This is a genomic window from Lelliottia sp. EB106-05-01-XG201 (assembly GCF_058791735.1).
In genome coordinates, this window is record NZ_JBYTDV010000002.1 from 35,036 (window position 1) to 59,110 (window position 24,075).

General features: G+C 52.6%; 34 protein-coding genes and 1 pseudogene. 33 read left to right on the plus strand and 2 right to left on the minus strand.

The window, feature by feature from the left end; translation table 11 throughout:
- Window positions 1-44 precede the first annotated feature (44 nt).
- The 29 genes and pseudogenes from AC3WS9_RS22700 (at window position 45) to AC3WS9_RS22840 (ending at window position 20,412) form a co-directional block, all read left to right on the plus strand.
- Complete coding sequence (locus AC3WS9_RS22700) at window positions 45-827, plus strand: site-specific integrase (RefSeq protein ID WP_492490407.1); 783 nt, start codon at window positions 45-47, stop codon at window positions 825-827.
- Between the two features lie 676 nt (window positions 828-1,503).
- The gene (locus AC3WS9_RS22705) at window positions 1,504-2,376 is read left to right on the plus strand and encodes a RepB family plasmid replication initiator protein (protein WP_370447054.1); all 873 of its coding nucleotides are present in this window, start codon (window positions 1,504-1,506) and stop codon (window positions 2,374-2,376) included.
- Between the two features lie 674 nt (window positions 2,377-3,050).
- On the plus strand, window positions 3,051-4,217 hold the full coding sequence (sopA, locus tag AC3WS9_RS22710) for a plasmid-partitioning protein SopA (protein WP_492490408.1): 1,167 nt from the start codon (window positions 3,051-3,053) through the stop codon (window positions 4,215-4,217).
- Complete coding sequence (locus tag AC3WS9_RS22715; protein WP_492490409.1) at window positions 4,217-5,188, plus strand: ParB/RepB/Spo0J family plasmid partition protein; 972 nt, start codon at window positions 4,217-4,219, stop codon at window positions 5,186-5,188. Before sopA ends, AC3WS9_RS22715 begins: the two co-directional genes overlap by 1 nt.
- 525 nt (window positions 5,189-5,713) lie before the next feature.
- The gene (locus AC3WS9_RS22720) at window positions 5,714-5,977 is read left to right on the plus strand and encodes a hypothetical protein (protein ID WP_492490410.1); all 264 of its coding nucleotides are present in this window, start codon (window positions 5,714-5,716) and stop codon (window positions 5,975-5,977) included.
- Between the two features lie 711 nt (window positions 5,978-6,688).
- Complete coding sequence (locus AC3WS9_RS22725; protein WP_492490411.1) at window positions 6,689-7,381, plus strand: DNA methylase; 693 nt, start codon at window positions 6,689-6,691, stop codon at window positions 7,379-7,381.
- Window positions 7,378-7,599: a YubE family protein gene (locus AC3WS9_RS22730; RefSeq protein ID WP_492490412.1), complete on the plus strand. Its 222-nt coding sequence runs from the start codon at window positions 7,378-7,380 to the stop codon at window positions 7,597-7,599. The genes AC3WS9_RS22725 and AC3WS9_RS22730 overlap by 4 nt, the downstream gene beginning before the upstream one ends.
- Window positions 7,600-7,651: 52 nt before the next feature.
- On the plus strand, window positions 7,652-8,074 hold the full coding sequence (locus AC3WS9_RS22735) for a DUF1380 family protein (RefSeq protein ID WP_370967955.1): 423 nt from the start codon (window positions 7,652-7,654) through the stop codon (window positions 8,072-8,074).
- A gap of 359 nt (window positions 8,075-8,433) precedes the next feature.
- Window positions 8,434-8,865, plus strand: a complete 432-nt coding sequence (locus AC3WS9_RS22740; RefSeq protein ID WP_492490413.1) for an antirestriction protein — start codon at window positions 8,434-8,436, stop codon at window positions 8,863-8,865.
- 43 nt (window positions 8,866-8,908) lie between these two features.
- On the plus strand, window positions 8,909-9,301 hold the full coding sequence (locus AC3WS9_RS22745; RefSeq protein ID WP_492490414.1) for a hypothetical protein: 393 nt from the start codon (window positions 8,909-8,911) through the stop codon (window positions 9,299-9,301).
- A gap of 48 nt (window positions 9,302-9,349) precedes the next feature.
- Window positions 9,350-9,553, plus strand: coding sequence for a hypothetical protein (locus tag AC3WS9_RS22750; protein ID WP_492490415.1), 204 nt, complete (start codon window positions 9,350-9,352; stop codon window positions 9,551-9,553).
- 159 nt (window positions 9,554-9,712) lie between these two features.
- Entirely contained in the window at window positions 9,713-9,853 is a 141-nt protein-coding gene (locus AC3WS9_RS22755) for a hypothetical protein (protein ID WP_157809191.1), read from the plus strand.
- 546 nt (window positions 9,854-10,399) lie between these two features.
- The gene (locus AC3WS9_RS22760; RefSeq protein ID WP_100776883.1) at window positions 10,400-10,672 is read left to right on the plus strand and encodes a hypothetical protein; all 273 of its coding nucleotides are present in this window, start codon (window positions 10,400-10,402) and stop codon (window positions 10,670-10,672) included.
- A gap of 37 nt (window positions 10,673-10,709) precedes the next feature.
- Window positions 10,710-11,075: a hypothetical protein gene (locus tag AC3WS9_RS22765; protein ID WP_492490417.1), complete on the plus strand. Its 366-nt coding sequence runs from the start codon at window positions 10,710-10,712 to the stop codon at window positions 11,073-11,075.
- 67 nt (window positions 11,076-11,142) lie between these two features.
- Window positions 11,143-13,155, plus strand: coding sequence for a ParB/RepB/Spo0J family partition protein (locus tag AC3WS9_RS22770; RefSeq protein ID WP_492490418.1), 2,013 nt, complete (start codon window positions 11,143-11,145; stop codon window positions 13,153-13,155).
- Window positions 13,156-13,192: 37 nt separating this feature from the next.
- Complete coding sequence (gene psiB, locus AC3WS9_RS22775) at window positions 13,193-13,627, plus strand: conjugation system SOS inhibitor PsiB (RefSeq protein WP_492490419.1); 435 nt, start codon at window positions 13,193-13,195, stop codon at window positions 13,625-13,627.
- Window positions 13,624-14,355, plus strand: a complete 732-nt coding sequence (locus AC3WS9_RS22780) for a plasmid SOS inhibition protein A (RefSeq protein ID WP_492490420.1) — start codon at window positions 13,624-13,626, stop codon at window positions 14,353-14,355. Before psiB ends, AC3WS9_RS22780 begins: the two co-directional genes overlap by 4 nt.
- Window positions 14,352-14,582, plus strand: a complete 231-nt coding sequence (locus AC3WS9_RS22785) for a hypothetical protein (RefSeq protein WP_492490422.1) — start codon at window positions 14,352-14,354, stop codon at window positions 14,580-14,582. The genes AC3WS9_RS22780 and AC3WS9_RS22785 overlap by 4 nt, the downstream gene beginning before the upstream one ends.
- Complete coding sequence (locus AC3WS9_RS22790) at window positions 14,579-14,803, plus strand: hypothetical protein (RefSeq protein WP_100776889.1); 225 nt, start codon at window positions 14,579-14,581, stop codon at window positions 14,801-14,803. The genes AC3WS9_RS22785 and AC3WS9_RS22790 overlap by 4 nt, the downstream gene beginning before the upstream one ends.
- A gap of 200 nt (window positions 14,804-15,003) precedes the next feature.
- Window positions 15,004-15,153 (plus strand): annotated as a pseudogene (locus tag AC3WS9_RS22795) (DUF5431 family protein); the annotation flags it as partial.
- Complete coding sequence (locus AC3WS9_RS22800) at window positions 15,101-15,220, plus strand: type I toxin-antitoxin system Hok family toxin (RefSeq protein ID WP_223156217.1); 120 nt, start codon at window positions 15,101-15,103, stop codon at window positions 15,218-15,220. The pseudogene AC3WS9_RS22795 and the gene AC3WS9_RS22800, both read left to right, overlap by 53 nt.
- A gap of 877 nt (window positions 15,221-16,097) precedes the next feature.
- Window positions 16,098-16,412: a hypothetical protein gene (locus AC3WS9_RS22805; protein ID WP_492490424.1), complete on the plus strand. Its 315-nt coding sequence runs from the start codon at window positions 16,098-16,100 to the stop codon at window positions 16,410-16,412.
- A gap of 36 nt (window positions 16,413-16,448) precedes the next feature.
- Window positions 16,449-16,676 (plus strand): hypothetical protein, encoded by a 228-nt coding sequence (locus tag AC3WS9_RS22810; RefSeq protein WP_194514514.1) that lies wholly within the window; start codon window positions 16,449-16,451, stop codon window positions 16,674-16,676.
- A gap of 60 nt (window positions 16,677-16,736) precedes the next feature.
- Window positions 16,737-17,111 (plus strand): hypothetical protein, encoded by a 375-nt coding sequence (locus tag AC3WS9_RS22815; protein WP_492490425.1) that lies wholly within the window; start codon window positions 16,737-16,739, stop codon window positions 17,109-17,111.
- A gap of 87 nt (window positions 17,112-17,198) precedes the next feature.
- A complete protein-coding gene (locus AC3WS9_RS22820) occupies window positions 17,199-17,345 on the plus strand; it encodes a succinate dehydrogenase flavoprotein subunit (protein ID WP_194514511.1) in 147 nt (48 codons plus the stop codon).
- A gap of 41 nt (window positions 17,346-17,386) precedes the next feature.
- On the plus strand, window positions 17,387-18,172 hold the full coding sequence (locus AC3WS9_RS22825) for an N-6 DNA methylase (RefSeq protein ID WP_194514512.1): 786 nt from the start codon (window positions 17,387-17,389) through the stop codon (window positions 18,170-18,172).
- Window positions 18,173-18,213: 41 nt separating this feature from the next.
- On the plus strand, window positions 18,214-18,549 hold the full coding sequence (locus AC3WS9_RS22830) for a hypothetical protein (protein WP_370968447.1): 336 nt from the start codon (window positions 18,214-18,216) through the stop codon (window positions 18,547-18,549).
- A 719-nt stretch (window positions 18,550-19,268) separates the two neighbouring features.
- Window positions 19,269-19,589 (plus strand): hypothetical protein, encoded by a 321-nt coding sequence (locus AC3WS9_RS22835; protein WP_492490427.1) that lies wholly within the window; start codon window positions 19,269-19,271, stop codon window positions 19,587-19,589.
- Window position 19,590: 1 nt separating this feature from the next.
- Window positions 19,591-20,412 carry a DUF932 domain-containing protein gene (locus AC3WS9_RS22840; RefSeq protein WP_100776891.1) on the plus strand — a complete coding sequence of 274 codons (822 nt, stop codon included), beginning with the start codon at window positions 19,591-19,593 and terminating at the stop codon, window positions 20,410-20,412.
- A 27-nt stretch (window positions 20,413-20,439) separates the two neighbouring features.
- Here the strand turns inward: AC3WS9_RS22840 and AC3WS9_RS22845 are convergent, their stop codons facing one another.
- Entirely contained in the window at window positions 20,440-20,979 is a 540-nt protein-coding gene (locus tag AC3WS9_RS22845; RefSeq protein ID WP_232730979.1) for a lytic transglycosylase domain-containing protein, read from the minus strand.
- A 572-nt stretch (window positions 20,980-21,551) separates the two neighbouring features.
- Between AC3WS9_RS22845 and AC3WS9_RS22850 the strand changes: the two genes are divergently transcribed.
- On the plus strand, window positions 21,552-21,947 hold the full coding sequence (locus AC3WS9_RS22850; RefSeq protein ID WP_100776892.1) for a relaxosome protein TraM: 396 nt from the start codon (window positions 21,552-21,554) through the stop codon (window positions 21,945-21,947).
- A 34-nt stretch (window positions 21,948-21,981) separates the two neighbouring features.
- On the opposite strand, the gene AC3WS9_RS22855 is transcribed toward AC3WS9_RS22850, so the two are convergent.
- The gene (locus AC3WS9_RS22855; protein WP_492490430.1) at window positions 21,982-22,623 is read right to left on the minus strand and encodes an Arc family DNA-binding protein; all 642 of its coding nucleotides are present in this window, start codon (window positions 22,621-22,623) and stop codon (window positions 21,982-21,984) included.
- A gap of 196 nt (window positions 22,624-22,819) precedes the next feature.
- On the opposite strand from AC3WS9_RS22855, the gene AC3WS9_RS22860 reads away from it, so the two are divergent.
- From AC3WS9_RS22860 to AC3WS9_RS22870, 3 genes are read left to right on the plus strand one after another with little or no spacing between them, the layout of a single operon-like run.
- The gene (locus AC3WS9_RS22860; protein ID WP_492490431.1) at window positions 22,820-23,173 is read left to right on the plus strand and encodes a type IV conjugative transfer system pilin TraA; all 354 of its coding nucleotides are present in this window, start codon (window positions 22,820-22,822) and stop codon (window positions 23,171-23,173) included.
- A gap of 2 nt (window positions 23,174-23,175) precedes the next feature.
- The gene (gene traL / locus AC3WS9_RS22865) at window positions 23,176-23,478 is read left to right on the plus strand and encodes a type IV conjugative transfer system protein TraL (protein WP_100776950.1); all 303 of its coding nucleotides are present in this window, start codon (window positions 23,176-23,178) and stop codon (window positions 23,476-23,478) included.
- A gap of 5 nt (window positions 23,479-23,483) precedes the next feature.
- A complete protein-coding gene (locus AC3WS9_RS22870) occupies window positions 23,484-24,065 on the plus strand; it encodes a TraE/TraK family type IV conjugative transfer system protein (RefSeq protein ID WP_100776894.1) in 582 nt (193 codons plus the stop codon).
- Window positions 24,066-24,075 lie beyond the last annotated feature (10 nt).

Here is a 24,075-nt window from a genome sequence, read left to right on the forward strand (position 1 = left end):
CTGCCAGCGCAGCCCTGCACTGATATTTGCTCCGACGAGGCTTTATGAATTATCTCTCACTGCCCGGACAATCCCCGGTTGTTCAGCCCGTGTCGCTGCCGGTCGTAATCGACTATTCCGCGGCTCTTGCATTACGCCAGATGGCTCTGGTTCAGGACGAACTTCCGAAATACCTGCTGGCGCCGGAAGTCAGCGCCCTGCTCCATTATGTGCCCGACCTGCACCGCAAGATGCTGCTGGCCACCCTCTGGAACACGGGCGCACGTATTAATGAAGCCCTGGCCCTGACAAGGGGGGATTTTTCCCTGGCGCCACCCTACCCCTTCGTGCAGCTGGCCACCCTCAAACAGCGAACGGAGAAAGCGGCCAGAACAGCAGGTCGCGCACCTGCCGGCAGCCAGACTCACCGGCTGGTTCCGCTTTCCGATAATCAGTTCGTCAGTCAGTTGGAGATGATGGTTGCCACCCTGAAAATTCCGCTTGAGCGCCGTAACAAGCGTACCGGCCGGACGGAGAAGGCACGCATCTGGGAGATCACGGACCGCACGGTCCGCACCTGGTTAATCGAGGCGGTAGATAGCGCAGCCGCCGACGGCGTGACGTTCTCGGTCCCGGTGACCCCGCACACCTTCCGGCACTCCTACGCGATGCATATGCTGTATGCCGGCATACCGCTGAAGGTGCTGCAGAGTTTGATGGGGCATAAGTCGAGCAGCTCAACGGAGGTTTACACGAAGGTGTTTGCGCTTGATGTTGCTGCCCGTCACCGGGTGCAGTTCCAGATGTCGGAGGCTGAGGCGGTGGCTATGCTCAAAGGTATTGGTTAAAGGGCCTTAAAGTGGTTATAAGTCAATATTCCCGAATATGGCAAGATGAGGATTTGTTGTGGATTTGTCTGGCAAACCCATACAGTCATTTACAGACGAGGTTGGTGAATTTTTTATAGTTTTTGTAGACGTCACACAATGCCTAACGCACTTCGTTTGTTCAAATACGAAAGCTTCACAGCAAGCTGCTTATCTTTCGCATTTATGATCTGTAAATCTAATGACGTGAAAGCTAAGCAGATGAGAGTTGATCAGCCTGTTAGTTGTAGTAGTCAGAAGGTGGGTTCATCCGGTTGCTAAGGGCGGAACATCCAATAATGTTATGAATTGAATTCATTTACTGCTCAGAGTTATCCACATATACATCTGATAGATCCAATATGTAAGATCCAGAATAGATCCTATTCGGATCCAAACAGAACCATATAGAACCAAATAGATCCCCGATCGCTGTAAGCCGCGCCACGTCTGGCTTAGATAAGGGTTAAGGGGAGCTGTAGCGGGATAAAAGGGAGTTAAAGCGGGACAAAAGGGAGTTGCAGCGGGACAAAAGGGAGCTGCTGGGGGCATAAAGGGATTTGCAGCGGGAAGAAAGGGAGGTAAAGTGGGAAACATAGGGAGCTATAGCGGGAAAAACCTCTTTGCTATAAGATCATTTCTTCACAAGGTGGATAACTTGGAAAACCCTAATAAAAACACATACTTCTTTCCTGATGCCATCCCTGATTCTGAAGAGGGACAAGGAAAGTCATTAACAGTAACGAGCAATTCTAGTGTTCAGCCAGCTGCGCTAATGCGCCTGGGGATCTTCGTTCCTGCGAACAAAAGCGGTGATGCAGGTGATGCCATCGATGCCAGTGAAATACTGTCTTCTCTCGAGCTATCGAAGTCGGAAGGCTACACGAAAATCATGATTACTGGGCCTAGGCTCAATTTGTCTACCGATTTGAAGGTATGGATGGGGATTATCCATGCTTTTTCAAAGTATGGCCTTGCCAGCAATGCTATCACGCTTTCATTTCATGAATTTGCAAACCTCTGCCAGATCCCTTCTAAGCGATTAGACTCCAGGCTTCGTGCCAACATCCGTGACTCACTTACTCGTATACGTGGCAAGACTATAACCCTTAGTACCATTGGTTCTAGAGGAGCCTATGTCACTGGGTTACTCAAAACAGGGCGCTTTAATGCAGATGAGGATACCATCGAGCTGGAAGCTGACAGCAAATTATGGGAGCTGTACCGGGCAGATTATCTGACCCTTTTACGTAAAAAGCCCCTTAATGCATTACCGCGACAAGAAGCAGCACAGGCGTTGTACACGTATTTAGCAAGTCTGCCGGAGAGACCTGCTGATATTTCATTTACAAGATTGCGTGCCCGACTGATGCTTACTAACCGTATCAGCGACCAGAACAAGGTAATTCGTGCCGCTCTGGAGAAGCTGAAAGGTATAGGGTATCTAGATTATCTCCTTAAAAAAGAAGGGCGTGAGACGATGGTGCGCGTCCTGAGCCGTAATCCGGCTCTGAAACCAGGTGATTTGTAGCGGGCAAAAGTGACCTGTGGTGGGAAGCGGCGCTGTTCGAAAGGGAGCTGAAACGGGAAATAGCTCTCGAGCATGCGCTTCTATACTATGTGACCTGTGGCGGGATGATTTACATGAACTTGAGTTGTCGATTCTACAACTCAACTCCTCTCTTACCCGCTACAACTCCCGTTTGATCATGCTTCAGTTTATTTTTTATACTCCATCGGCGGCCCTTTCCCAATCCATTTACATGAATCCCGTAGTAGCTCCCTTTTCTTACCGTTTATTCACAACTTTTTTAACCACTGCCATATACCTTCCCTCTATAGCTCCCTTTTCTGCTTTAATCCGATACCTCCTCCCTCCTGAGCTCCCTTTTTCTGTTCTCCTCCTTATACTTCGCTGCGCAGTTTCCCTCTATAGCTCCCTTTTGAATTACATCCCCCTTCCCGCTTCAACTCCCTTCTCATTGAAGGTAAGTCACCCCGCAATTCTTTCCCATCCCTGAAGTTTCTCTACTTACGATAATTCATTATTTTATTCATCACTTACAGCTTGCATGAGCACATCCGTAACCTTTCGTTTTTTGAACAACTTTGCAAATTTTGATTGAGTTTGCATTTTTAGTGTTGCTTTGCATGGATTTCCAAGATTTAATATAATTATGCAAAGTTGGTGATAAGGAACTTACAATGGGATTAATGGATACTCTTGATCAATGCATAGCCGCCGGTCATGAAATGACAAAAGCTATTGCGGTAGCTCAGTTTAATGATGACAGCCCAGAGGCAAGGAAAATCACGCGCCGCTGGCGTGTTGGTGAGGCCGCTGATCTCATTGGCGTCTCATCACAGGCTATCCGAGATGCAGAAAAAGCGGGTCGCCTCCCCCATCCTGATATGGAGATGCGTGGCCGTGTAGAACAGCGAGTGGGTTATACAATCGAACAGATTAACCACATGCGTGATGTTTTTGGTACGCGCCTTCGCAGGCCAAATGAGAGCATGCCACCTGTTATTGGTGTAGCTGCGCATAAAGGTGGGGTTTATAAAACTTCTGTATCAGTACATTTGGCTCAAGATCTCGCTTTGAAAGGGCTGCGTGTTCTTCTTATTGAAGGTAATGATCCACAAGGAACTGCATCTATGTACCATGGATGGGTTCCTGATTTACACATCCATGCAGAAGATACCTTGCTCCCTTTCTATCTGGGCGAACGTGATGATGCTTCATATGCTATAAAACCAACTTGTTGGCCGGGACTCGATATTATCCCGTCCTGTCTGGCGCTGCACCGTATCGAAACAGAACTTATGAGTCATTATGACGAAGGAAAATTGCCTACTGAACCTCATATGATGCTTCGTCTCGCAATCGAAACCGTTGCCCAGGACTACGATGTTATTGTAATTGATAGCGCACCGAACCTTGGCATCGGAACGATTAACGTGGTGTGTGCGGCTGATGTATTAATTGTCCCTACCCCTGCTGAGCTCTTTGATTACACATCAGCACTGCAGTTTTTTGACATGCTACGCGACCTTTTGAAGAACGTCGACTTACAAGGTTTTGAGCCTGATGTCAGAATCCTGCTTACAAAGTACAGTAATAACAATGGATCACAGTCTCCATGGATGGAAGAACAGATTAGAGATGCCTGGGGAAGTATGGTTCTCAAAAATGTTGTTCGCGAGACAGATGAGGTCGGGAAAGGTCAAATACGGATGCGTACTGTTTTCGAGCAAGCTATCGATCAGCGCTCTTCAACTGGAGCATGGCGCAATGCGCTTTCGATTTGGGAACCTGTTTGTAACGAGATCTTTGATCGGCTGATCAAACCGCGTTGGGAGATTCGATAATGAAACGTGCACCAATTATCCCTAAATCTTCTCCAGTACAGGCAACAGCAGCTCCAACCGCTGCGCCAGCCGCACCTATGGTTGACTCACTAATTGCAAGGGTCGGTGCTATGGCAAAGGGCAACTCCATCACCCTCCCTGTATGTGGTCGCGAGGTTAAATTTACCCTCGAGACCATCCCAGGCAATAAGATTGAAAAGTCTACTTCTGTCTGGAGCGGGAATGAACGTGATCAAGAATTTCTTACAGAGGAATCACTTGATGACCTGATCCCTTCATTCCTGCTTACTGGCCAGCAAAACCCAGCATTCGGCAGAAAAGTAGCTGATGGTATTGAAGTAGCTGATGGAAGTCGTCGTCGTATGACGGCCATACTTACATCAAGTGAATATCGTATTCTCGTAGGAGACCTTGACGACGAGCAAATGGACTCGTTGTGCAAGTTAGGTAACGATTATCGACCTACGAGCGCATATGAAAGAGGAAAGCGTTACGCATCCCGTCTTGAAAATGAATTTAAAGGTAATATTTCTGCTTTGGCTGATGCAGAGCATATATCGCGGAAGATTATTACAAGATGCATCTGCACATCTAAATTACCTCGTGAATTGATTGCCCTCTTCTCGCATCCTGGCGAGCTATCTGCTCGAGCCGGAGATAATTTGAGTCGCCATTTCAGCGACAATGAAGCTGCTCTCCTTAGTAAAATTCATGAATTATCAGAGAAGCGTCTAAGTGGGATTGTATTTGAAACAGACGAGATCATTCAGTCATTAACGGATGTTCTCAAAGCTTCTAAAACTGCTACCTCTTCTACCGTCCCCGTTAAACGCGAATTTGTACCGGGTGCAATGGCTCAATATAAAGGCAATAAAGTTGTTTTTAGTCTGGACCGTTCTAAGATCCCTGAGCATTATATTGAAAGAATGGAAGAAATTTTAGAACAGTTAGAAAAAGCAGAAACCCGATAAATCTAAATTCTACTTAACTTTTCTCCCATCAGAATGGGACCGTGGTCCCAACCACTCAACTGGGACCGTGGTCCCAACCACTCAACTGGGACCGTGGTCCCAACCACTCAACTGGGACCGTGGTCCCAACCACTCAACTGGGACCGTGGTCTCAACCACTCAACTGGGACCATGTTAAAATTAGAGGTGGAGGTTAATGAGGAAATAATCGATTAATTTCCGTTGCCGCTTCAGTATAGCCGTAGCCGTAGCCGTAGCCGTAGCCGTAGCCGTAGCCGGGGATGGATCAAGGCCTGCACTCTGGTGTATTAGAATGCCTGCGGTGATTTGTTGAGAAATTTTTTATCATATTTCTGGCACTGCATATGATAGTTCTAATCAGAAAAATAAACGATTCACGTATTGCAGGTGTGGCCGATGCTATGATCAGGATGCCGGGTAACTAAAACCGTCTGTCATCCAAAGATTCCGTTCTAAAGCAGCCGGAATAAAGAAAAAATGCGACGGGCAACCGGAGACTAAAACATGTCAGGTATTAAGCGAACAGTAGAACAATTCATTCACAATATTCTGCGCGCCCGGAATATACCTGAATCTCATTGGCCGGGTCTTGTTAAAAAGAGTGGCAGGGGGATGATACTGACTGGTGTGGTCTTCGTCGTTCCCGGTGTTCTGGTTGATAACATCTCTCTACCAGTGACTATCGCGATACAGATCAGCTACGCTTCGCTGATATGTATCGGGGCTCTCCTGGCTTTTGACGATAAAAAGTCAGAGCGCGGGTCATGAGTATGAGTATCAGTCAGAAGGGAAGAGTAGGTAGCTCGAAGAGCTGGAAGACGAAGATCGGACGAACGTTCTGGTGGCTCTGCAGGCCAGCATCGTTAGCGTTAAATCCGTCACCTGGCAGCGGCAGATAAAAAAATGGCAGGGTGACATCTGATCCCTGCCGTCAAAACTAAACGCCTAATATCCCAGCAATTATAATGCACTTTTTTGTGATGTAAATCACATTATAAGCTAATGTGAAATTCCCCAACGTAACATCTTTAGAAACCGTATAACCCCCCATGCCTTACGCTAACCCGATTGCCTCGACCATCAGGGAAGCTATCTCCATCCTCCACACCTTTATCGCTGCTTTCAGCACGTGACCCGCATGCTTCGGCAGCCAGAATCCTGTAACCCGGCCAGTGCAGTTACACCTGAATGACCTCATGAGCTATCAAAACGGGTAATGAAGGATGTCAGTGCCCTCCACATTTATGCCGCCAGCCGGCGGCGGGCTTTAGCGCCGTGCCTTCACTCTAACCCGGCCGCTCCGGCCACAAGGGTTCACTTCGTCTCCGTCCTCACCCGTTCGCACCCTTCACGGTGCATTCAGCCCGCGAAGGTTTTGCGCTGCGGCTTGCGGCGTCGCCCTTGCGTCCTCCTCTTTTCGCCGGGTTTTTGTGGCGGCACGGCGCAACAGGGTGCCGCATATCAGAGAGGAGTGTGTCCATGTCCCGTTTTATTCTGGGTGACTGCGTGCAGGTTATGTCGCGTTTTCCGGCGCGTGCCGTCGATTTTATTCTGACCGATCCCCCGTACCTGGTTGGCTACAAAGACCGTTCCGGCCGCACACTGGCGGGTGATAATTCGGCGGAATGGCTCCAGCCTGCCTGTCATGAAATGTTCCGTGTACTGAAAAATGACAGTCTGATGGTGAGTTTCTATGCCTGGAACCGTGCGGATCTGTTTATCAGTGCCTGGAAAGCGGCGGGATTCCGGATTGTCGGGCATGTGGTGTTTGCCAAAACCTATGCCTCCAAATCCACCTTTGTTGGCTACACCCATGAAAACGCCTATCTGCTGGCCAAAGGTCGTCCGCAGACGCCGGACCGCCCCATCCCGGACGTGATCCCCTGGAAATACACGGGCAATCATCATCATCCAACTGAAAAGCCGGTGCAGAGTCTGCGCCCGCTGATTGAATCCCTGACCCGTCCAGGGGCGATTGTTCTCGATCCGTTCGCCGGCTCCGGCTCGACCTGCGTGGCGGCTGCCGAAGCGAGTCGACGGTATATCGGTATTGAGATGCTGGAGCAGTACCACGCCGCCGGGGTGCGCCGTCTGGCTCAGGTTGAGCGAGCCAGACGAATGCCGGCAGCCAATGACGGCGCGTTCTATCCCGATTATCCGGAGGCCGCATGAATTATCCGGGGCTTGAAGCATTGCGCGCCGACGTCGCTGCGCTCAGTAATGCCATGTGTGATGTAAGGATGCTGCTGAACCGTCTTGAATCACAGCACCGGCACGATACGGCCACCCTGGCCGAACGGATGGCCGCGCAGACCCTGCGGCGGATCAACACCCTGCTACTGGAGGCGTACCGTGAAGCCCTGGTACTGGATGAAACCTTTCAGAACTGACTTACCCTGCCGGGCGAAAGCCCGGCCTGTGACCTGACAAGAGAGAAAACTGATGTTTGGAACCCGTGAAGAATTGTGTGTGCAGCTTGAAAATATGTTCACTTTTGATGAACCCCTGATCCTGCTGGTCTGGACGGAAGAGGGCGTATCGGTCGCGTGCAGGGAGCGCGGTCAGCATCCCGACGAAAAGGAAGTCTGGTCTCTGATGAAAGCGATCGGTGACATGCCGATGGCGGAATATCGCCGTGAAGGGATCACCTGTGCGCGGGTTTGCGAGCTGCTGATGAAGCAGCGTGAAGAAGAAAACCGGCAGGTCAGTGTGACGGCAACACTCCTGTCCAGGGTACTGAAACGCTACGCAAGCGACCTGGAAAACCGTGTCGGCCATGCGTGGGAGGCCGGACGACAGGAGCCAGAATGCCTGCGGGATGCGCTCAGGGATGTACATTCCCTCCAGAATCAACTGGCCGCGTAAGCCATTCCGGGGGCGTGGCCCCCGTATCCGGACCGGAGCCAGGCAAAGCGAAAAAGGAAGTCAGTTCCTTCCGCCTTTATCCGCCGCCGCCCTTCGGGCAACGTCGGGACGGGGAACCTCCCGGGCGGCAGGGTGCGGTGACGGCATGCGCCGTGACTTCACTGTAGCCCGGCCGCTGCGGCCACAAGGGTTCGCTGTCGCCGCCATCCTCACCCGTTCTCGCCATAAACGGTGCATTCAGCCCGTTTATGTCTGCGCTGCGGCTTCCGGTGTCGCCCCTGCGTCCTCCGCTTTTCGCCGGTCTGTCGTGTCGTCACGGCGATGCCGGACCCGAGAATATGTTAACTGTGGAGGATTGTATGAGCCTGACCCTGACCTGTTGTGATGCCGTTCGTCTAGAGGGCGCCCAGCGCCTGACCTTTTTACCCGATCTCTTTGGCGGCGATTTTATGACGTCCGAAGCCTCCGTGTATGCCTATGCGCACCGGTACTGCCCTGATTATCAGGGCGGGTTCTGGCAGTTTTACCGTCTGCCTGATGGGGGCGGATTTATGGTGCCGGATGTGGAAAAGCTGATCTTCTGTAACGCGGATAACTGGTTTGAGCAGACCGTCAGCGGGGAAGTGGCGGGGATCATCCTCACGGCACTGGTACTGAATCACCGGAGCTGGCACCACAGCAACCATGACCATGAGGAGCTGTGCCGCCATTTCTGCCGCCGCCATGAACAACTCATGTCTTTTGCTGATACCCATACGGAAAGCGCCACTATCTGGCGTGCCCTCGACTGACTGGCCACGGGCGGCGATGCCGCCCGACTAAAGGAGAAAAAACATGATTGGTACAGCAAGAGAAATCGCCCTGCAAATGTTGAGTTGTTCTGACCTCGACGGGGAAAAATTCGTGTACGCAAGCTGGAATAGAGATGATATCCGTTGCATTTGCCTTGACTGGGATCTTAGCAACGAGGAGCTGGATGAAGTATTGAGCCGGCTTAGTTCCTGTCTCGAAAGTGGTGCGGATATCGGTCAGATCCGGTCAATTGTTGAAGTCTTGCTCGATGAGCGACACGAAAAGCGGACCGTGACTGTCCCTGCAAAATCGCTGGCGACAGCCATGCAGCTGGCAGGTAAAGAAATGGAACGGCTTGCTTGCAGCGAAGGAATTGAAGCGCTGAAAGAAAAAAAAGAGGTTTTACAGGAGTTGCACATCGCGCTTAATCACTGACCCGATGCCGGAGGCAACGTCTCCGGTGACAGACTTAAGGAGAATCTAATGCAACTGTCACTGTCACAAGAAACCCGTTCCATCCTGCGCCAGTATAAAACCCTGATAAATCATAGACGGCAGGAACTCGGTCTCAGCCCCGTTACCACGGCAAAAGTGATGGACGAAATCTGCGAATCTGCCACCCGTCAGTGTGCCGTCTATTTGTGCGGTCACTTTATTCTTCAGGGCGGTGAAGGCGACAAACCATAACAGGTCAGGGCAGGGCTACGGCGCTGCCTGATCGCGCGCAAAAACCCTGTCATCCCTGCGGGCTGACGTGCGACAGAGAAAGCGCCTGCGGCGCTTCCCTCCTCCGCCCTTTAAGAGGGAACCTGACAGACAGGGTAAAAAAGTGCTGGCAGATAAGCTATGGCCGGAACAGCCTTCTGCGTGGGCGTGGGCGTGGGCGTGGGCGTGGGCGTGGGCGTGGGCGTGGGCGTGGGCGTGGGCGTGGGCGTGGGCGTGGGCGTGGGCGTGGGCGTGGGCGTGGGCTCTGAAACCCGATCATAAAATTACCTGAAAACACCTGAATCCAGTGGGTTGCATTTTTCTTTGATACCCGCAATCAGAAAAACGAGCAGGGATATGGCCCCCTTCGGCTCCTGACCCGCGTCGCGGTTCAGTCGTCGAGCCCCACTCCGACGGGCAGCTGCTGCGCACCCGCCAGTCTCCGCCGAATCCCTTCGGGGTTCGGGCTGTCGCTAGGGTCTGATGGCTGAGGTCAACCCCAGGCTTGCTGCGACCGTTCCGGTCACGCCGCCCTGACCGCGCCGGCATGGCCGTCGCTCTGAGTCCGCCCCGACGTTCCGCCGTGTCGGGTGTGTGCATCCTGTTCATGCGGTGAAGCCATCCCCCGTGCGTTCTCACGCGGAGGGCTGGTCGTAGCACCGTCGGGTCGTCATCCAAGGGGTGAAATGCACTCCGCCAAAACTTTTTGCGGGCAAAAACTTTTGTCTGCGCCCCTTTTCTTCCTCCCTTCGCCGTTGCTCCTTTGCCCTTTGCCGCGAGAGAACTCACCAGGGAGATGGACAACCATCCCCACAGGAGAAAACCAGGATGCACACACGAAACGTCAACGTCAAAACCGCCGCTCAAGAATCTTCCAGGAAGATGGGGGAAGGGCAGGATCTCGCTTCTGTTACGCGGGAGCGCGTGGCGCAGGTCGCTGACCTGAAAGAGGGGGTCACTGTCACCGTGTCAGACGTGTCCCGATATGGCGATGTTCAGGTCGAAATCCGTACCAACGGCCACCTAAACTGGCGCGCATGGTCTTTTGAATCGGGATTTTTGGCCGATCTGGACAGTAATCTTCAGGATGTGCGGCAGTAAAACACAGTAACCGGTACGCCAACAAAAGGAGACAGAAATGCAGGTTCTGAAAGCCGCAACATCACCGAAAAAGGTAGGCACGAGCCGTGACATGGTCACGCTGCTGCGTATTCAGGCCACTGACACGCATGTGGTGGAGTTTGACAACGTGGACACGCGCTTTAACGACTGCTCGAACTGGCAGGTTATGGAAGGGGATAAGCGCATCCTGTTCAGTACCCGAACGCACGAACGCTTTTCTGACATTAAGGCAGGGGTGCTGGCAACGATCGCGGTCTGTGAAAACCGGGTCACGGCATCGGATACCGAGATGCTGGAAAGCGCAAAAGCGATGATGAAAGTGCTCGATGCCTGTCCGTCATTTGGTGCGCTGGTCGCACACCCGAAACGTATCACCGATTAACTGAGTGCCGTGACCGGAGGGCAATCCGGCCACGGCGAACCATCACTTAAACTAAGAGGTAAAAATCATGGTCACCACCCATTCTACGGCAAACAAAACCGCAAAAGCCACCCGCAGCAAAAAAGCTGCGCCTGACGCCGCACAGGCAGCAAATCAGACGCTGTTACAGTTGCTGATCGCGACCCCCGTACAGCTGTTGCCTTATTCACGCCTGTCCAGCACGGATTTGAACGTGCGCCGTATTCCGCACACGGACAGGGAGGTGGAAGAACTGGCAGACAGTATTGAGGCCGTGGGGATACTCCAGAACCTGATCGGCGTTGAGCTGCCTGACGGCTCAGTCGGTGTGGTCGGCGGAGAAGGTCGCCGCAAGGCAACGGGTATTCTGGTCCAAAAAGGCATCACCAGTGCTGACGCGCCGTTTGTTCCTGTGAAGGTGATCCCGCTGGAACTGGCCGTGGTGGCCTCTATGACCGAAAACGGTCAGCGTAAAAATATGCACCCTGCCGAGCAGATTGTCGGCTTCCGCACGCTGGAGCAGGAGGGCAAAACCGTCTCGCAGATCAGCGCCCTGCTGGGCTATGCCCCGCGCCATGTTCAGCGCTGCCTGAAACTGGCAAACCTTGCACCCTCCCTGCTGGATACGCTGGCGCGGGATGGCATCTCCCTCGAGCAGTGCGAAGCGCTGACCCTTGCCGACACACATGAGCGTCAGGAGCAGGTCTGGAAAGAAGCGGTGGAACAGTGGCGTGATCCTGCCGTGCAGACCCTGCGCAGAATGGTCACGGATGACAAGATGGCTGCCAGTCACCCAATGTTCGAATTTGTGGGCGAGGAGGCGTATATCGCCGCTGGCGGTACGCTGACTGCCGATCTGTTCAGCGACAGGGACAGCACCTTTGCCGATGCAGCACGGGTTAAATCTCTGCTGTCAGGAAAGCTCACTGTCATTGCGGCGCGAATTCAGCATGAGCAGGGCTGGGGCTGGTCAGAGTTTCGCATGAGCGAGCTGGGCGACAACGTGACCGACCGTGAACAGTACCGCTTTGCCATGCCAGCCCCCGTCCTGACGGAAGAAGAAAAGCAGCGTGTCAGCGAGCTGGAAGACAAAATAGAAACCAGTGACAGCTACGATGATGAATACGCGCTCCAGCAGGAGATTGACGACATTGTCTGCGAGGCGACGTACCGCGAGGCCACATCGGAATTCCGCGCCGCACACGGCGTCTGGGTGTCATGGGATGGCGACAACTTTAAGGTTCAGGCGGGGATTCACAAAGTGACGGAGGAGGAACGTCAGGAGGAAGAGACAGCCCTTCAGACGCGTCGGGATAATGTGGTGACCTGGACTACCCCTGATATTCCCGCCGATGCGTATCCCGCCACGCTGGTTAAGGCGATGTCTGCCGAGCGTACCCTGGCTGTTCAGGCCGAGCTGGCAGGTCGTCCTGATGTGTCGGTCGCACTCCTGACGTGGACGCTGTGCCTCAGTCTGTTTGACCGCAGCTACGGTAAGCGCAGCGAACCGCTGAAAGCCTCAGTCTCCTCGAATCAGTATCACCTCGCATCACTGGCTCCGTCAGGCGACGAAGGAAAAGCACTGGTTGCGCTTAACGCGCAGAAAAAGGCGCTTCAGGCGACGCTGCCTGAAAACTGGCATCTTGATTTTACCTGGCTGCTGTCATGGTCTGCAGAGCAGGTGAACACCCTGCTGGGATTCTGCGCGGCACACGGCATCAACGGTATTCAGGAGCGTCTGTATAACCATACGGAAAAAAGCGAACTGGACGGGCTGGAAGCGGCACTGGACTTCGATCTGTGCAAGTGGTGGAAACCGGATGCGGAAAACTACTTCGGCAAGCTCAAAATCGCGCAGATTGGAAAAGCATATGAAGAAGCCGGACTCAGCGCCCGTGCGGGTGAAGTTGTGAAGCTCAAGCGCCGCGATGCAGCGAAGGCTGCCGAACAGGATCTGAACGCTCAGGGCTGGCTCCCCGACTGGATGGTACGCCCCGTGCCAGCCGCTCAGGCTGAAGAAACTACTGAAACTGTCGCTGACACCACTGACCACGCTGCTTAATACCGGAGGCCGCCGCCTTCGGGCGGCGGGAACAGACATGACCATGCAATATGACCTGACCCGAATCAACACCCTTACCGCCTCCGATCTGGAGTATATCCGCCAGCAGGGCGAGGACGCGCGCCGCGCTCTCAGTGATGCCGTGATCGGCCTGCTGACAGTACCTGAAGGCTGGCGCGTCTGCGCCGAATACCGCAGCGAGTTCGGAGGCTTTTTCCCCGTCCAGTGCCGCTTCAGCGCTGACGGCAGCGATGACTGGCATCTGTGCGTATGCAGTCCTGGCGAAGTCTCGCCGTACTGGCTTCTGGTGCTGCTCTCCTCCGGTGGCGAAGTGGTGCGAACCCTTTACCAGAATGACTCGCTTCAGCCTGAACGGGTCAGCCAGCTGATTACGCAGATGGCAGGTATGCGTCGCTTTAACTGTACCGCCCGTACCGTGGCGAACCTGATGAGCGAAGAGGTGACAGCATGATCCCGTCCTCACACGCGCTCGTTTCCCTGAAGCCTGCCCGTCAGGCTGCGATTCAGGCCATCAGTATGGTGGAATCATCCCGCGAACGTGGCGCACGACTGCCCGCCATGCCTTACGTGCGGACCTTTCTTCGGGTGCTCACGGGCAGCGGTCGCCTCAACGCGACGGTGGCACGTCAGATACCAGGTCTGAACTGGGTGCCAAAGAACCGCCATGCGAACCTGAAACAGATCGAGGAAGCGCTGGACACCATGATCGCCACAGGGGGAGAAGCCTGCCCGCTGCCGCTCACGCTGGGCGTACAGGCCGAACTGTTCCCTGAAGTCACGCACACCCGCACAGACAGAAAGTTGCAAAGGTCAAACATCCGGACCACGCGACAGACACGCCGCGAATCCCGCGAGTTCGATCAGCGCTGGAAGCTGCGTCAGAACCTGCTGGCTAAGGCTGAGACTGACCTTAATTTTCAGTCTCCGGAAACCGTCTGCACCTGGTACACCCGGTGGAGCGACGAGTTTGACGCGAAGGAACTTGCAGCCATGTTCTGGCGCTGGCAGCCGCGATTCACTTCGCTGAAGGAACTGCATTGGCTGCGCCTGAGTGGCGAGCCGCTGTATGCAGTGATGTATGAAATCCCGTTTATCGTCCGGGAGACACCAGAACATACCCGTATTGCTGAACGCTGGCAGGTGCCGAACAAGCTGCGATATCTGCAGGAGGCAGAATGAGAAATAACCCGTGTAAAACGGAGCTGAAGGTCGCCCGCAGCCAGCGTAATAAACTTCGTAACATGTCGGCAAAGCTGAAAGAGATGTGCTGTGAGTGGGACGGACTGAGTGGCTGGCTGGAAACCGAAAGCGAGCAGCTGGCTGAGAGTATAGACAAGCACCTTAAGGCGCTCGAAGACCAGATCCGGGAGTGGTCAGAAGGTACGGATAACCGGGAGGGATATTGAGCATAATCAGCCGCAGGTTCGACAAAAAAGAGACCGGAACCGTATTCCGGCATGCTGAAAGCGGTAAGATCCTGTACCGTCTCGATGCCCGGCTGGAGCGGGATGACTGGGAAATGTTGCAGGCGATGGTCACCCTTGTCTATAACGCCGGTGTGGCTGCCGGAAGCAAACAGCGAGCCGCTGAAATTCGTGAGGCGCTGGGTATTTCGGTGGGCGAATGACGCAGAAAAAGGATGAGGATTTATACAGTTTTCAGACTGTTATTCCTGGGCAGATGATTGACTACGGGATATAATGGCGATGGCGCTTGAGGCTTTTTGCCTCATGACGTTTCGTTGGTTTGTTACCGTGTTGTGAGGCAGAAAGAAGAAAGCCCCGTAGGAAGTTAATTTTCATTAACCAACCACACGAGGCCATCTGCTTGATTCGACACCAACAGAATAGCCTCTTAGCTGCCGCAAGGCAAGGAGTAGAAGGCTATGAAATTGCCACGAAGTTCCCTTATCTGGTGCGTATTAATAGTGTGTCTCACACTATTGATATTCACTTACCTGACCCGGAAGTCGCTCTGCGAAATCCGTTACAGGGACACGAACAGGGAGGTGGCGGCTTTCATGGCCTACGAATCCGCTAAGTAGCCAACCCCGGCGGGGGGAAACCCCCGCCATTCAGGGGCTGATGATGTTGATTCTTGCCCTGAAGCGCCTTTATGAAGGGGTTACCGGTTCGCTGGTAGCCCCTTTTTCCTTCCCGGCGCGACCGCACGCATGAACAACCTGGAAGGGCTGTTCCCCTTCGGGGAACGGGGGAAGGGCAGCAGCGCCTCCGGCGCTTCTGTCTGTCTCCCTCCTCAGCATTCCTCAGCGCCTCATTCCCTCTTCTGGCGACAACAAAAGCCCGATGGCCAGCTGTATTGCCGTGTGAGAAAAAATCTGTCTGCTCCATGACTTTCCAGTGAAGTCTTCTGAGCGGGTAAGTTAACTGTGCGCGGTTTGTTTCTTGCCCGGATTTAGCATGCATCAAAACAGAATCACTTCCGTGAACATGGCCCCCTTCGGCTCCTGACCCGCGTTGCGGTTCAGTCGTCGAGCCCCACTCCGACGGGCAGCTGCTGCGCACCCGCCAGTCTCCGCCGAATCCCTTCGGGTTTCGGGCTGTCGCTAGGGTCTGATGGCTGAGGTCAACCCCAGGCTTGCTGCGACCGTTCCGGTCACGCCGCCCTGACCGCGCCGGCAGGGCCGTCGCTCTGAGTCCGCCCCGACGTTCCGCCGTGTCGGGTGTGTGCATCCTGTTCATGCGGTGAAGCCATCCCCCGTGCGTCCTCACGCGGAGGGCTGGTCGTAGCACCGTCGGGTCGTCATCCAAGGGGTGAAATGCACTCCGCCAAAACTTTTTGCGGGCAAAAACTTTTGTCTGCGCCCCTTTCCTTCCTCCCTTCGCCGTTGCTCCTTTGCCCTTTGCCGCGAGAGAACTCACCAGGGAGATGGACAACCATCCCCACAGGAGAAAACCAGGATGCACACACGAAACGTCAACGTCAAAACCGCCGCTCAAGAATCTTCCAGGAAGATAGGGGGAAAAACCGTGTCGTACACGATCCTCGTCGCTGAGCAGAAAAAAAAATCAGCGGAGGAACCCGATGTTCTGGAGTTCAGCAGCCTTGCTGAGCTGAAGAAACTGCGCAAACGCTGCCCCGAAACAATGAGCTGCACCTATTTCTACGCCCTCAGCAGCGGTGTGGATAAACAGTTTCGGCATCTCCACGTAGTCGAAGCGAACCATTTCAAACAGTTTGGTCGTGAGATTGAACGCATGGGGATTGCGATTTAAGTCGCTATCCGACAGGGCATTCACGAAGGAGAAATGATGATCACTTACATCACAGACCAGCGATCTGGTGAAACCAACATCCTCGACGGACTCGAGTTAGCAACGCTGGAAGTGCGCGATCTCGCAGGAAATACACTGCTGAATGTTGCTGCACCACAAGCGGGATGGACGCATGAGAGCTTGAGTAATGTTCAGCCACAGGCGGCCAGAGATGGCGCTGATGTTTACCTGAATGGCAACTGGATTGGCTCCACTGAAGTTTAAAAAATGAACACTCCCGGTATTCAGGAATGCCGGGAAATATCTGGATAAGAGGAACAAAACATGTCGACTAAGACTGCAAAGAACTCATTACCAATGGCCTCCTTGCGGAGTATCTATCCGGATACTGTCCTGGTAACTCAGGCTGCAACGCTGGAAATGCAGAACACGGGTTATCGCCACCCGTGGGTGGAAATCACGGAAGCCCGTTATGTTGACCAGATGGAAACGTTACCTCTGACGGACTGGTGCCGTGGCTACGGCGGGGAGTCGTTCAAATCAATGGATTTTACGGGCGGGGACGTGACGGCGATTTTTGCGCGTTTCGAAGGCCGTTTCTTTGAGTGCCACGACCTGCACACCCTGACACACAGGGAGCTGATCGGGAGTGTGATCACCCGTTTCTGTCTGGATAAAAACCTCAATAACACACATTAAAAAAGCGGGGTTGCCCCCGCTTTCTCAACGCCGGATAGCCGCTGGAACGGTGAACCGGCAATCACAACCAAAGTAAGGAGATTGATCGTGAAATTTGACCCGCAAACTGTCGCACAGGCCGAGGCATTTGTAAATGCCCTGCGTGCCGGAAGACGTGCCCACATGCCCGCGCTGCGCTTTGAACACTGGCAGCAGTTCATGACCACCGTTTACGCCGGTCTCGGTCTGGCATAACAGGAGACGGCCGCCCAAGGGCGGCCGATAAGGAGAAAAGCATGTCACAACTGTGTTTTGAATCCCTGTTCCTGACTGAGCAGACCGATCCGCAGACGTCAGCACCTGTGGGGATGCTGTCTGCCGCTGAGGCGCGTAAGCAGTTCGCCAGCGTCTTCCGGCACACCGCGCCGTATATGCGCCGTTCCGAAGTGTTCCGCGATTTTATCAGCCTGGCCGCCAGCGATCTGGATATGGCGCGTATACGTACCCCGGAAAAAATCGAAAACAGCCGCCGGATCTGCGAACGGTATCAGCCGTCCGATATAGACGCCATGCAACAGCTTTTCTGCCTGATGGTGGAGGGGCTGGCGGGTGAATTTCACGATTTTCTCGGCGCCTTGTATATGGAGCAGGAGCTGGGCGCGGACGAAATGGGGCAGTATTTTTCACCGTCCAGCGTCTCCCGCCTGATGGCCGGATTACTCATGCCGGGCGCAGTGGAGACCATAAAGCGTGAGGGGTGGATGACGCTCGATGAACCAACCTGCGGCAGCGCCGGAATGGTGATCGCGTTTGCTTACTGGATGGCTGAGAAGGGACTGAATCCGTCAGAACAACTGTATGCCACCTGCACCGATATCGATCCGATGGTGGCCGATATGGCGTTCATCCAGCTGGCGCTACTGGGTATTCCGGCGAAAGTGGTGACAGGTAATACGCTGACTCTCCAGGCCTGGCGTGTGCGTTATACGCCCGTTCATTACTTCAATGACTGGCCGGGACGTATGGCGTTCCGCCAGCGTTTTGAAGCCATGAAAAACTTCATGGCCACCGTGGCCGCCTGACAAACAATGCGGCAGAGTCGACCTGCCGCAAGGAGAGAGCAATGACAGGTAATACACAAAATGTTGTTCCGGCGACCATGCTGGAAATGATGGCCAGACACCTGAGTGGCCAGCCTGAGCCGATTAAAATCCGCAGCACCGACGAACACGCCGCGCTGGCGGCAGATGTACTCTGGTCATTTGCCCGTAAAACCGGCCTGAACAGGGAAAGCGAAACCGTTGAAACCGTCATCACGGATTTTCTGGCCAACCTGCTGCACCTGTGCGAACAGTGCGACACGCAAGGAGCGGCCATCGACTGGTTTAACGGGATGCTCGGAACGGCCATCATGCACTATGAGCAGGAAAATGGCAGCGAAGGGGAAGAACCTATCTGATCCGAATGGCGCGCCCCGGTGCCGTTCATCGGGGCAACCACAAAAACCGCCATCCCCTCCGGGGAACGGGAAGGGCGAAAGCGCCTCCGGCGCTCCCGCTGTTCCCCGCTTTAGTGCTCATACTTTTGCTCCGGTTTTGCCTGAGTCTCTCCATTATCTTCTTCCTGATGGTGTTATTCACTGTCCTGCTGTCTGGCATTCCTGGCTGTATCTCAGTGCTGGCCAGGACCAGAAAAACGAGCAGGGATATGGCCCCCTTCGGCTTCTGACCCGCGTCGCGGTTCAGTCGTCGAGCCCCACTCCGACGGGCAGCTGCTGCGCACCCGCCAGTCTCCGCCGAATCCCTTCGGGGTTCGGGCTGTCGCTAGGGTCTGATGGCTGAGGTCAACCCCAGGCTTGCTGCGACCGTTCCGGTCACGCCGCCCTGACCGCGCCGGCATGGCCGTCGCTCTGAGTCCGCCCCGACGTTCCGCCGTGTCGGGTGTGTGCATCCTGTTCATGCGGTGAAGCCATCCCCCGTGCGTTCTCACGCGGAGGGCTGGTCGTAGCACCGTCGGGTCGTCATCCAAGGGGTGAAATGCACTCCGCCAAAACTTTTTGCGGGCAAAAACTTTTGTCTGCGCCCCTTTCCTTCCTCCCTTCGCCGTTGCTCCTTTGCCCTTTGCCGCGAGAGAACTCACCAGGGAGATGGACAACCATCCCCACAGGAGAAAACCAGGATGCACACACGAAACGTCAACGTCAAAACCGCCGCTCAAGAATCTTCCAGGAAGATGGGGGGAAAACCGGTCACGGGCCTGACATATGAGCAGGCCGCCGATCTGTTTTCCTGGGTGGTTAACGCTGCAAAAGGGGAGCTACAGCCCGCAATTTTTAATGTTCCCGCTGAAAGCGTGGAGCTGAGTTTTATGTATGAAGATGCGCCGGATTATTTTTCGGTGTGGTTCATCAAGGGTTATCCGATCGCCGCTGGCGTGCCGTCAGAACAGTATTTTCGCGTTATTCCATCTCTCATCACATTATTTTCAGGAGTTAATTAAAATGGTCAGTCTCGCTAATCGCTATGCCATGCCAACTTCAATCCGTCAGAATCGCCCGTTGACGAATGAGGAACTACAGCGCATTGTTCCGAGCGCTTTTTCAGAAGATAAACACGATTCCCGTTCTGACCGTTATACCTATATTCCAACGATTGTCCTGCTGGACCGTTTACGGGATGAAGGTTTTCAGCCTTATTACGCCACGCAAACACGTCCGCGCGATGTTGAAAAACGTGAGTTTACTAAACATATGTTACGCCTTCGCCGTCACGATCAAATCAGTGGTAAAGAAGTACCCGAAATAATTTTGCTTAATAGTCATGACGGCTCAAGCAGCTATAAAATGATCCCCGGCATGTTCCGCCAGATTTGCACTAATGGCCTGGTAGCATGGAAAAACTTTGGTGAAATCAGTGTCCCTCACAAAGGTGATATTGTGGGGCAGGTTATCGAGGGGGCTTATAGCGTGCTGGAAACGTTCGACGCGGTCGAGGGAAATATCGACATGATGAAAGGCATTCAGTTGACGGAGCCAGAACAACGCCTGTTAAGTGCTGCCGCCCTGAGCTATAAGTATGACGGGAAACAACCACCGGTAACGCCTGACCAGGTATTACAGGCCCGACGCTGGGAAGATAAAAGCCCGGATTTATGGACTACATTCAACCGTATTCAGGAGAATGTGATCAAAGGTGGAATCTCGGGCAGAACGGCAAAAGGTCAACGCACCCGAACGCGTGAAGTAACCGGCATCGATGGTGATATAAAATTAAACCAGGCACTCTGGAAAATGGCTGAAGAGTTCGCAAAACTGAAGGCCTAAAATTAAGCCGCTCAACAGAGCGGCTTTTTACTGTGCATTATTCAGCGTTACAGGACCTGTCATTTTTTCTGCACCTATCACTTCCTCACCGTGTCCTGAGTGTTGCGAAAGGATCGTTTTTCTGGCCAGTAAAACGCGGTATATATTTTTGATATCTTCCGCATAGGCCTTGCGCAGGGTGATGAGTTTTTTACTCGGGCCAGTATTATATATTCCCACGCTGTCCCAGTTTTTACCGTATGACCTGAAGTTGTGCGCCAGAACCCACGCACCCGCATAGACACAAATGCACGGATCGTTTAATAATCTCTCTCGGGTAATATTAAAATCTTTAAGCTTCCCGTAATGGGAGCTGTTTACCTGCATCCCACACACATCCTCTGATCCATTCGTGTTCGATCCATTTATCGCCCCGGCCTTTAGCCTGCTCTCTTTTATCGATATTGACATAAGTAACAGGGGATCAATACGGTAATCTCTTCCCGCCTGGTCAAAACACATCTGGGGAGCCGCGCCCGCTGAAAGTGAAAAAATCAGCAGCGAGGCAGGCAGTAACGACATTTTCATATTCTGGCCTTTAAGCGAAATATACGGGCTAACTGGAGGCGATGTAAAAAATAACCCGCCGGATCATCTGAATCAAGTTTATTTACTACAAACGCGCGTAAGCGCTTCAGAACACGTGTTTACCACGCCGCTCAAATAACAATGTCAGGTCAGGTGACGGTATATCTGTGCCGCTCCTTACTAACCCTTTAAAACACCACACCCCACGCAAGACTTCGTCTTGCAGATTATTCCTTTAAAATCATGCAAATAACATAGGGTATTTTGCGGGATGTTAGCATCTGGAAGAAAAACATCGTACACACCGACACTACAACATCACAGGATTAGGATACCTGGTAGTGTCAGTATGTGTTACGTGTGTATCACAATTGTAGATATGCTTTAACAACATTGATTTACGTATCGCACAGTGTCACACTGTACGATATACGAGTACCTATACCTACTACTGTATATATGAATAAAATGCAGATATCATTCTGATTATCGTAGCTTTATCCGACATCCTGAAATCAAATTAATAAACAACGTAGTGTCGGTTCCGACACCACCATAGAAAGGTTAAAAATATGGGAAGAGTGGGGATTTACCTTAAAGATAAAATAGAGAGAGAGGTTCGTGATATTGTGCAGCATGACCTTCAGAACGGCGCTAATCCAGGCGAAGCAAATATATCAGCAACCTGCAATGAACTAATCCGACTCGGTTTACTTGTTTATAAAAGAGATGATGATGACGGCCATCAGTTCGATCTCGAGGGCTACCGAAGAGACCTTATCAGAAAGGCAGCTGGCTCTAGGGAGGGCACCGTGCTTATTGCAACATTACTCGCTGAAATGTATTTGAAAATGACAGGTAAAGACGGCGAAGGGAAGCTGGAAGACACACTCGACATGCTTCTTAATGGAATAAACACAGCTGAAGATGATGCTGAATCAAGACACTTCGTGAACAGCGAAAGCTAAATCACATGGCCGGAGTTAACCGGCCACGCACACATTACTCAGGGCTGCTCTTTTCCCACGGCAGCTCCGTCTTTTCCGCCTCTGCTATTTTCTCTTTCAGAAACACCTCAAACTCCATACACAACACTTTCAGCGCCTGCGTATCCTCATTCTGGTCAAGGATGCGCTCAGTAAAATAACCCAGAGTATTCATTAACCTTGTCAGCATTTCATCATTCAGACTGCGCTTATGCACCCTGGCCATTGTGCGTATCTCTTCTGCAAGATTCTCGGGAATACGCATGCTATAACCCGTAGTTTTGCCCGGAAGTAACACACGCTCACCTTCCCGCCACATCCACAGGTGCTCATCGTGAGTATCATCTTTATTATCAGCACCGCCACTCCACGATTGACCGTCCAGCAACTCACTGAGCCAGTCTTCGAATTTTACCGCCAGAGAAATCAACCGTTCTGATTCGGCGGTTTTAATAACTACATGGCCTGGCTGGTAATTCAGGGAGACCAGCAACCTCGCAAGAATTTCGTCATTAACACTCCTTTTTCCCACCCTGGCGCATATTCGCAATTCCATCAGTAAATTATCCGGCGCCCTTAATCGCCACTCCACAGCCTCACCCGGACGGAATTTCCGTGGACGACCGCGACCTTCCCACATTTTCTCTTTTACTTTCATTGCTATAGATCTCGCAACCAAACCCAGGACCCCCTGGATGACCAAGACTACCCACATACATATTCAGATAATTCCTAATCATTTATAAAAGTGTGACATGCGTCACAGTTTTTTTTTTTTAGGGTCATGGGACAATATCGCGTGCGTAAACAACCACTTATGCACATCACTTTTGTTTACTTCCGGAGAAACAAGCATGTCCACTAAAGGTAATGCCCTCAATGTCATGAAGGGATGGGCGGTAGCGTCTTTATTTCGCAAGGCCCGTGAAAATCGTCAGATTAAAAAGTTCGTTAAAAACGGAGGATTGGTTTTAATTTCACTTATGGTCGCTCATCCGGTGCTGGCATCCGGTACCGACTTACTGGCCTCACAGCAAACCACTGTCAACAGCACGTTCGGGTCCGGGTCCTCCATTATTAAATGGTTCTACATCGCAGAAATTATCATGGGGCTTTTCATTTATATTAAAGCCCGCTCTCCTTTGGTATTCGTGGGTATCGTCGCCTGTATTATCTTCACCCGCGTTGCTTTCTCTATTGCGAGCTGATGATGAGCGGGGAAGCGGATAAATACGACTTCCCGGAAACGCTCAATCAGCAGGAACGCTATTTTGGTCTGCCCTTAGATGAAATCCTTATTGTTGCACCCCTCGTTATCCTCGGTGTGCTTAACAATATGTCGACGGAACTCTCCATAATAGCGGGCCTGCTCTGGGCACTGGTCAGGTATCTGAAAAAAGGACAAGGCTCTTACTGGTTACTGAACTTCTGTTACTGGCATCTTCCTTCTGCTTTATTCAAAGTCACCTTCCGACAGATACCTGATTCAAGTTTCCGGCACTGGAGGGCATAAATTCCATGAAGCTCAAAATTAAAGGTGAGCGCGATAAGCAACTGACGTATGCGTTTATCGGCATGGCTTCTTTAATCGTTTTAATGGGTGCGGGTAATGTTTTAACGGGGTCCCTGGCGTGGTATTTCGCGACCACGCAAAAAACCATCACAACGCCCATGACCTATAACCAGCCCTTCTCATCTGATGCTGTCAGCTCAGATGCTTCCGGCATCACCATGTTCGCCTCTTCATTTATTTACTGGCGACTGAACGTGAGCCCGGAAAACATCGACAATAACCAGAAAATGCTGCTCGGGTTTGTCCCTTCCACGGAGCGGGACGCACTAAAAAAAGCGCTGGATGTTGAAGCGGAACGCATCAAAAAAGGCGGCATCACCACCCGCTTTGATACGAAGGATATCCGGGTGATGACCGACGGGGCGGTGGAGTTTAGCGGTACGCTGAAGTCCTCCACTACTAATGGTGCAATCACTACCCCCCTGAAGGACCAGGAAAAAATCTACCGACTAAAACTCAGCTACCAGAACGGACTGGTTAACCTCCATTCCTTTGAGGAGCTTCAGCCGGTTACCCCTACCAACTGACAGGACTGCC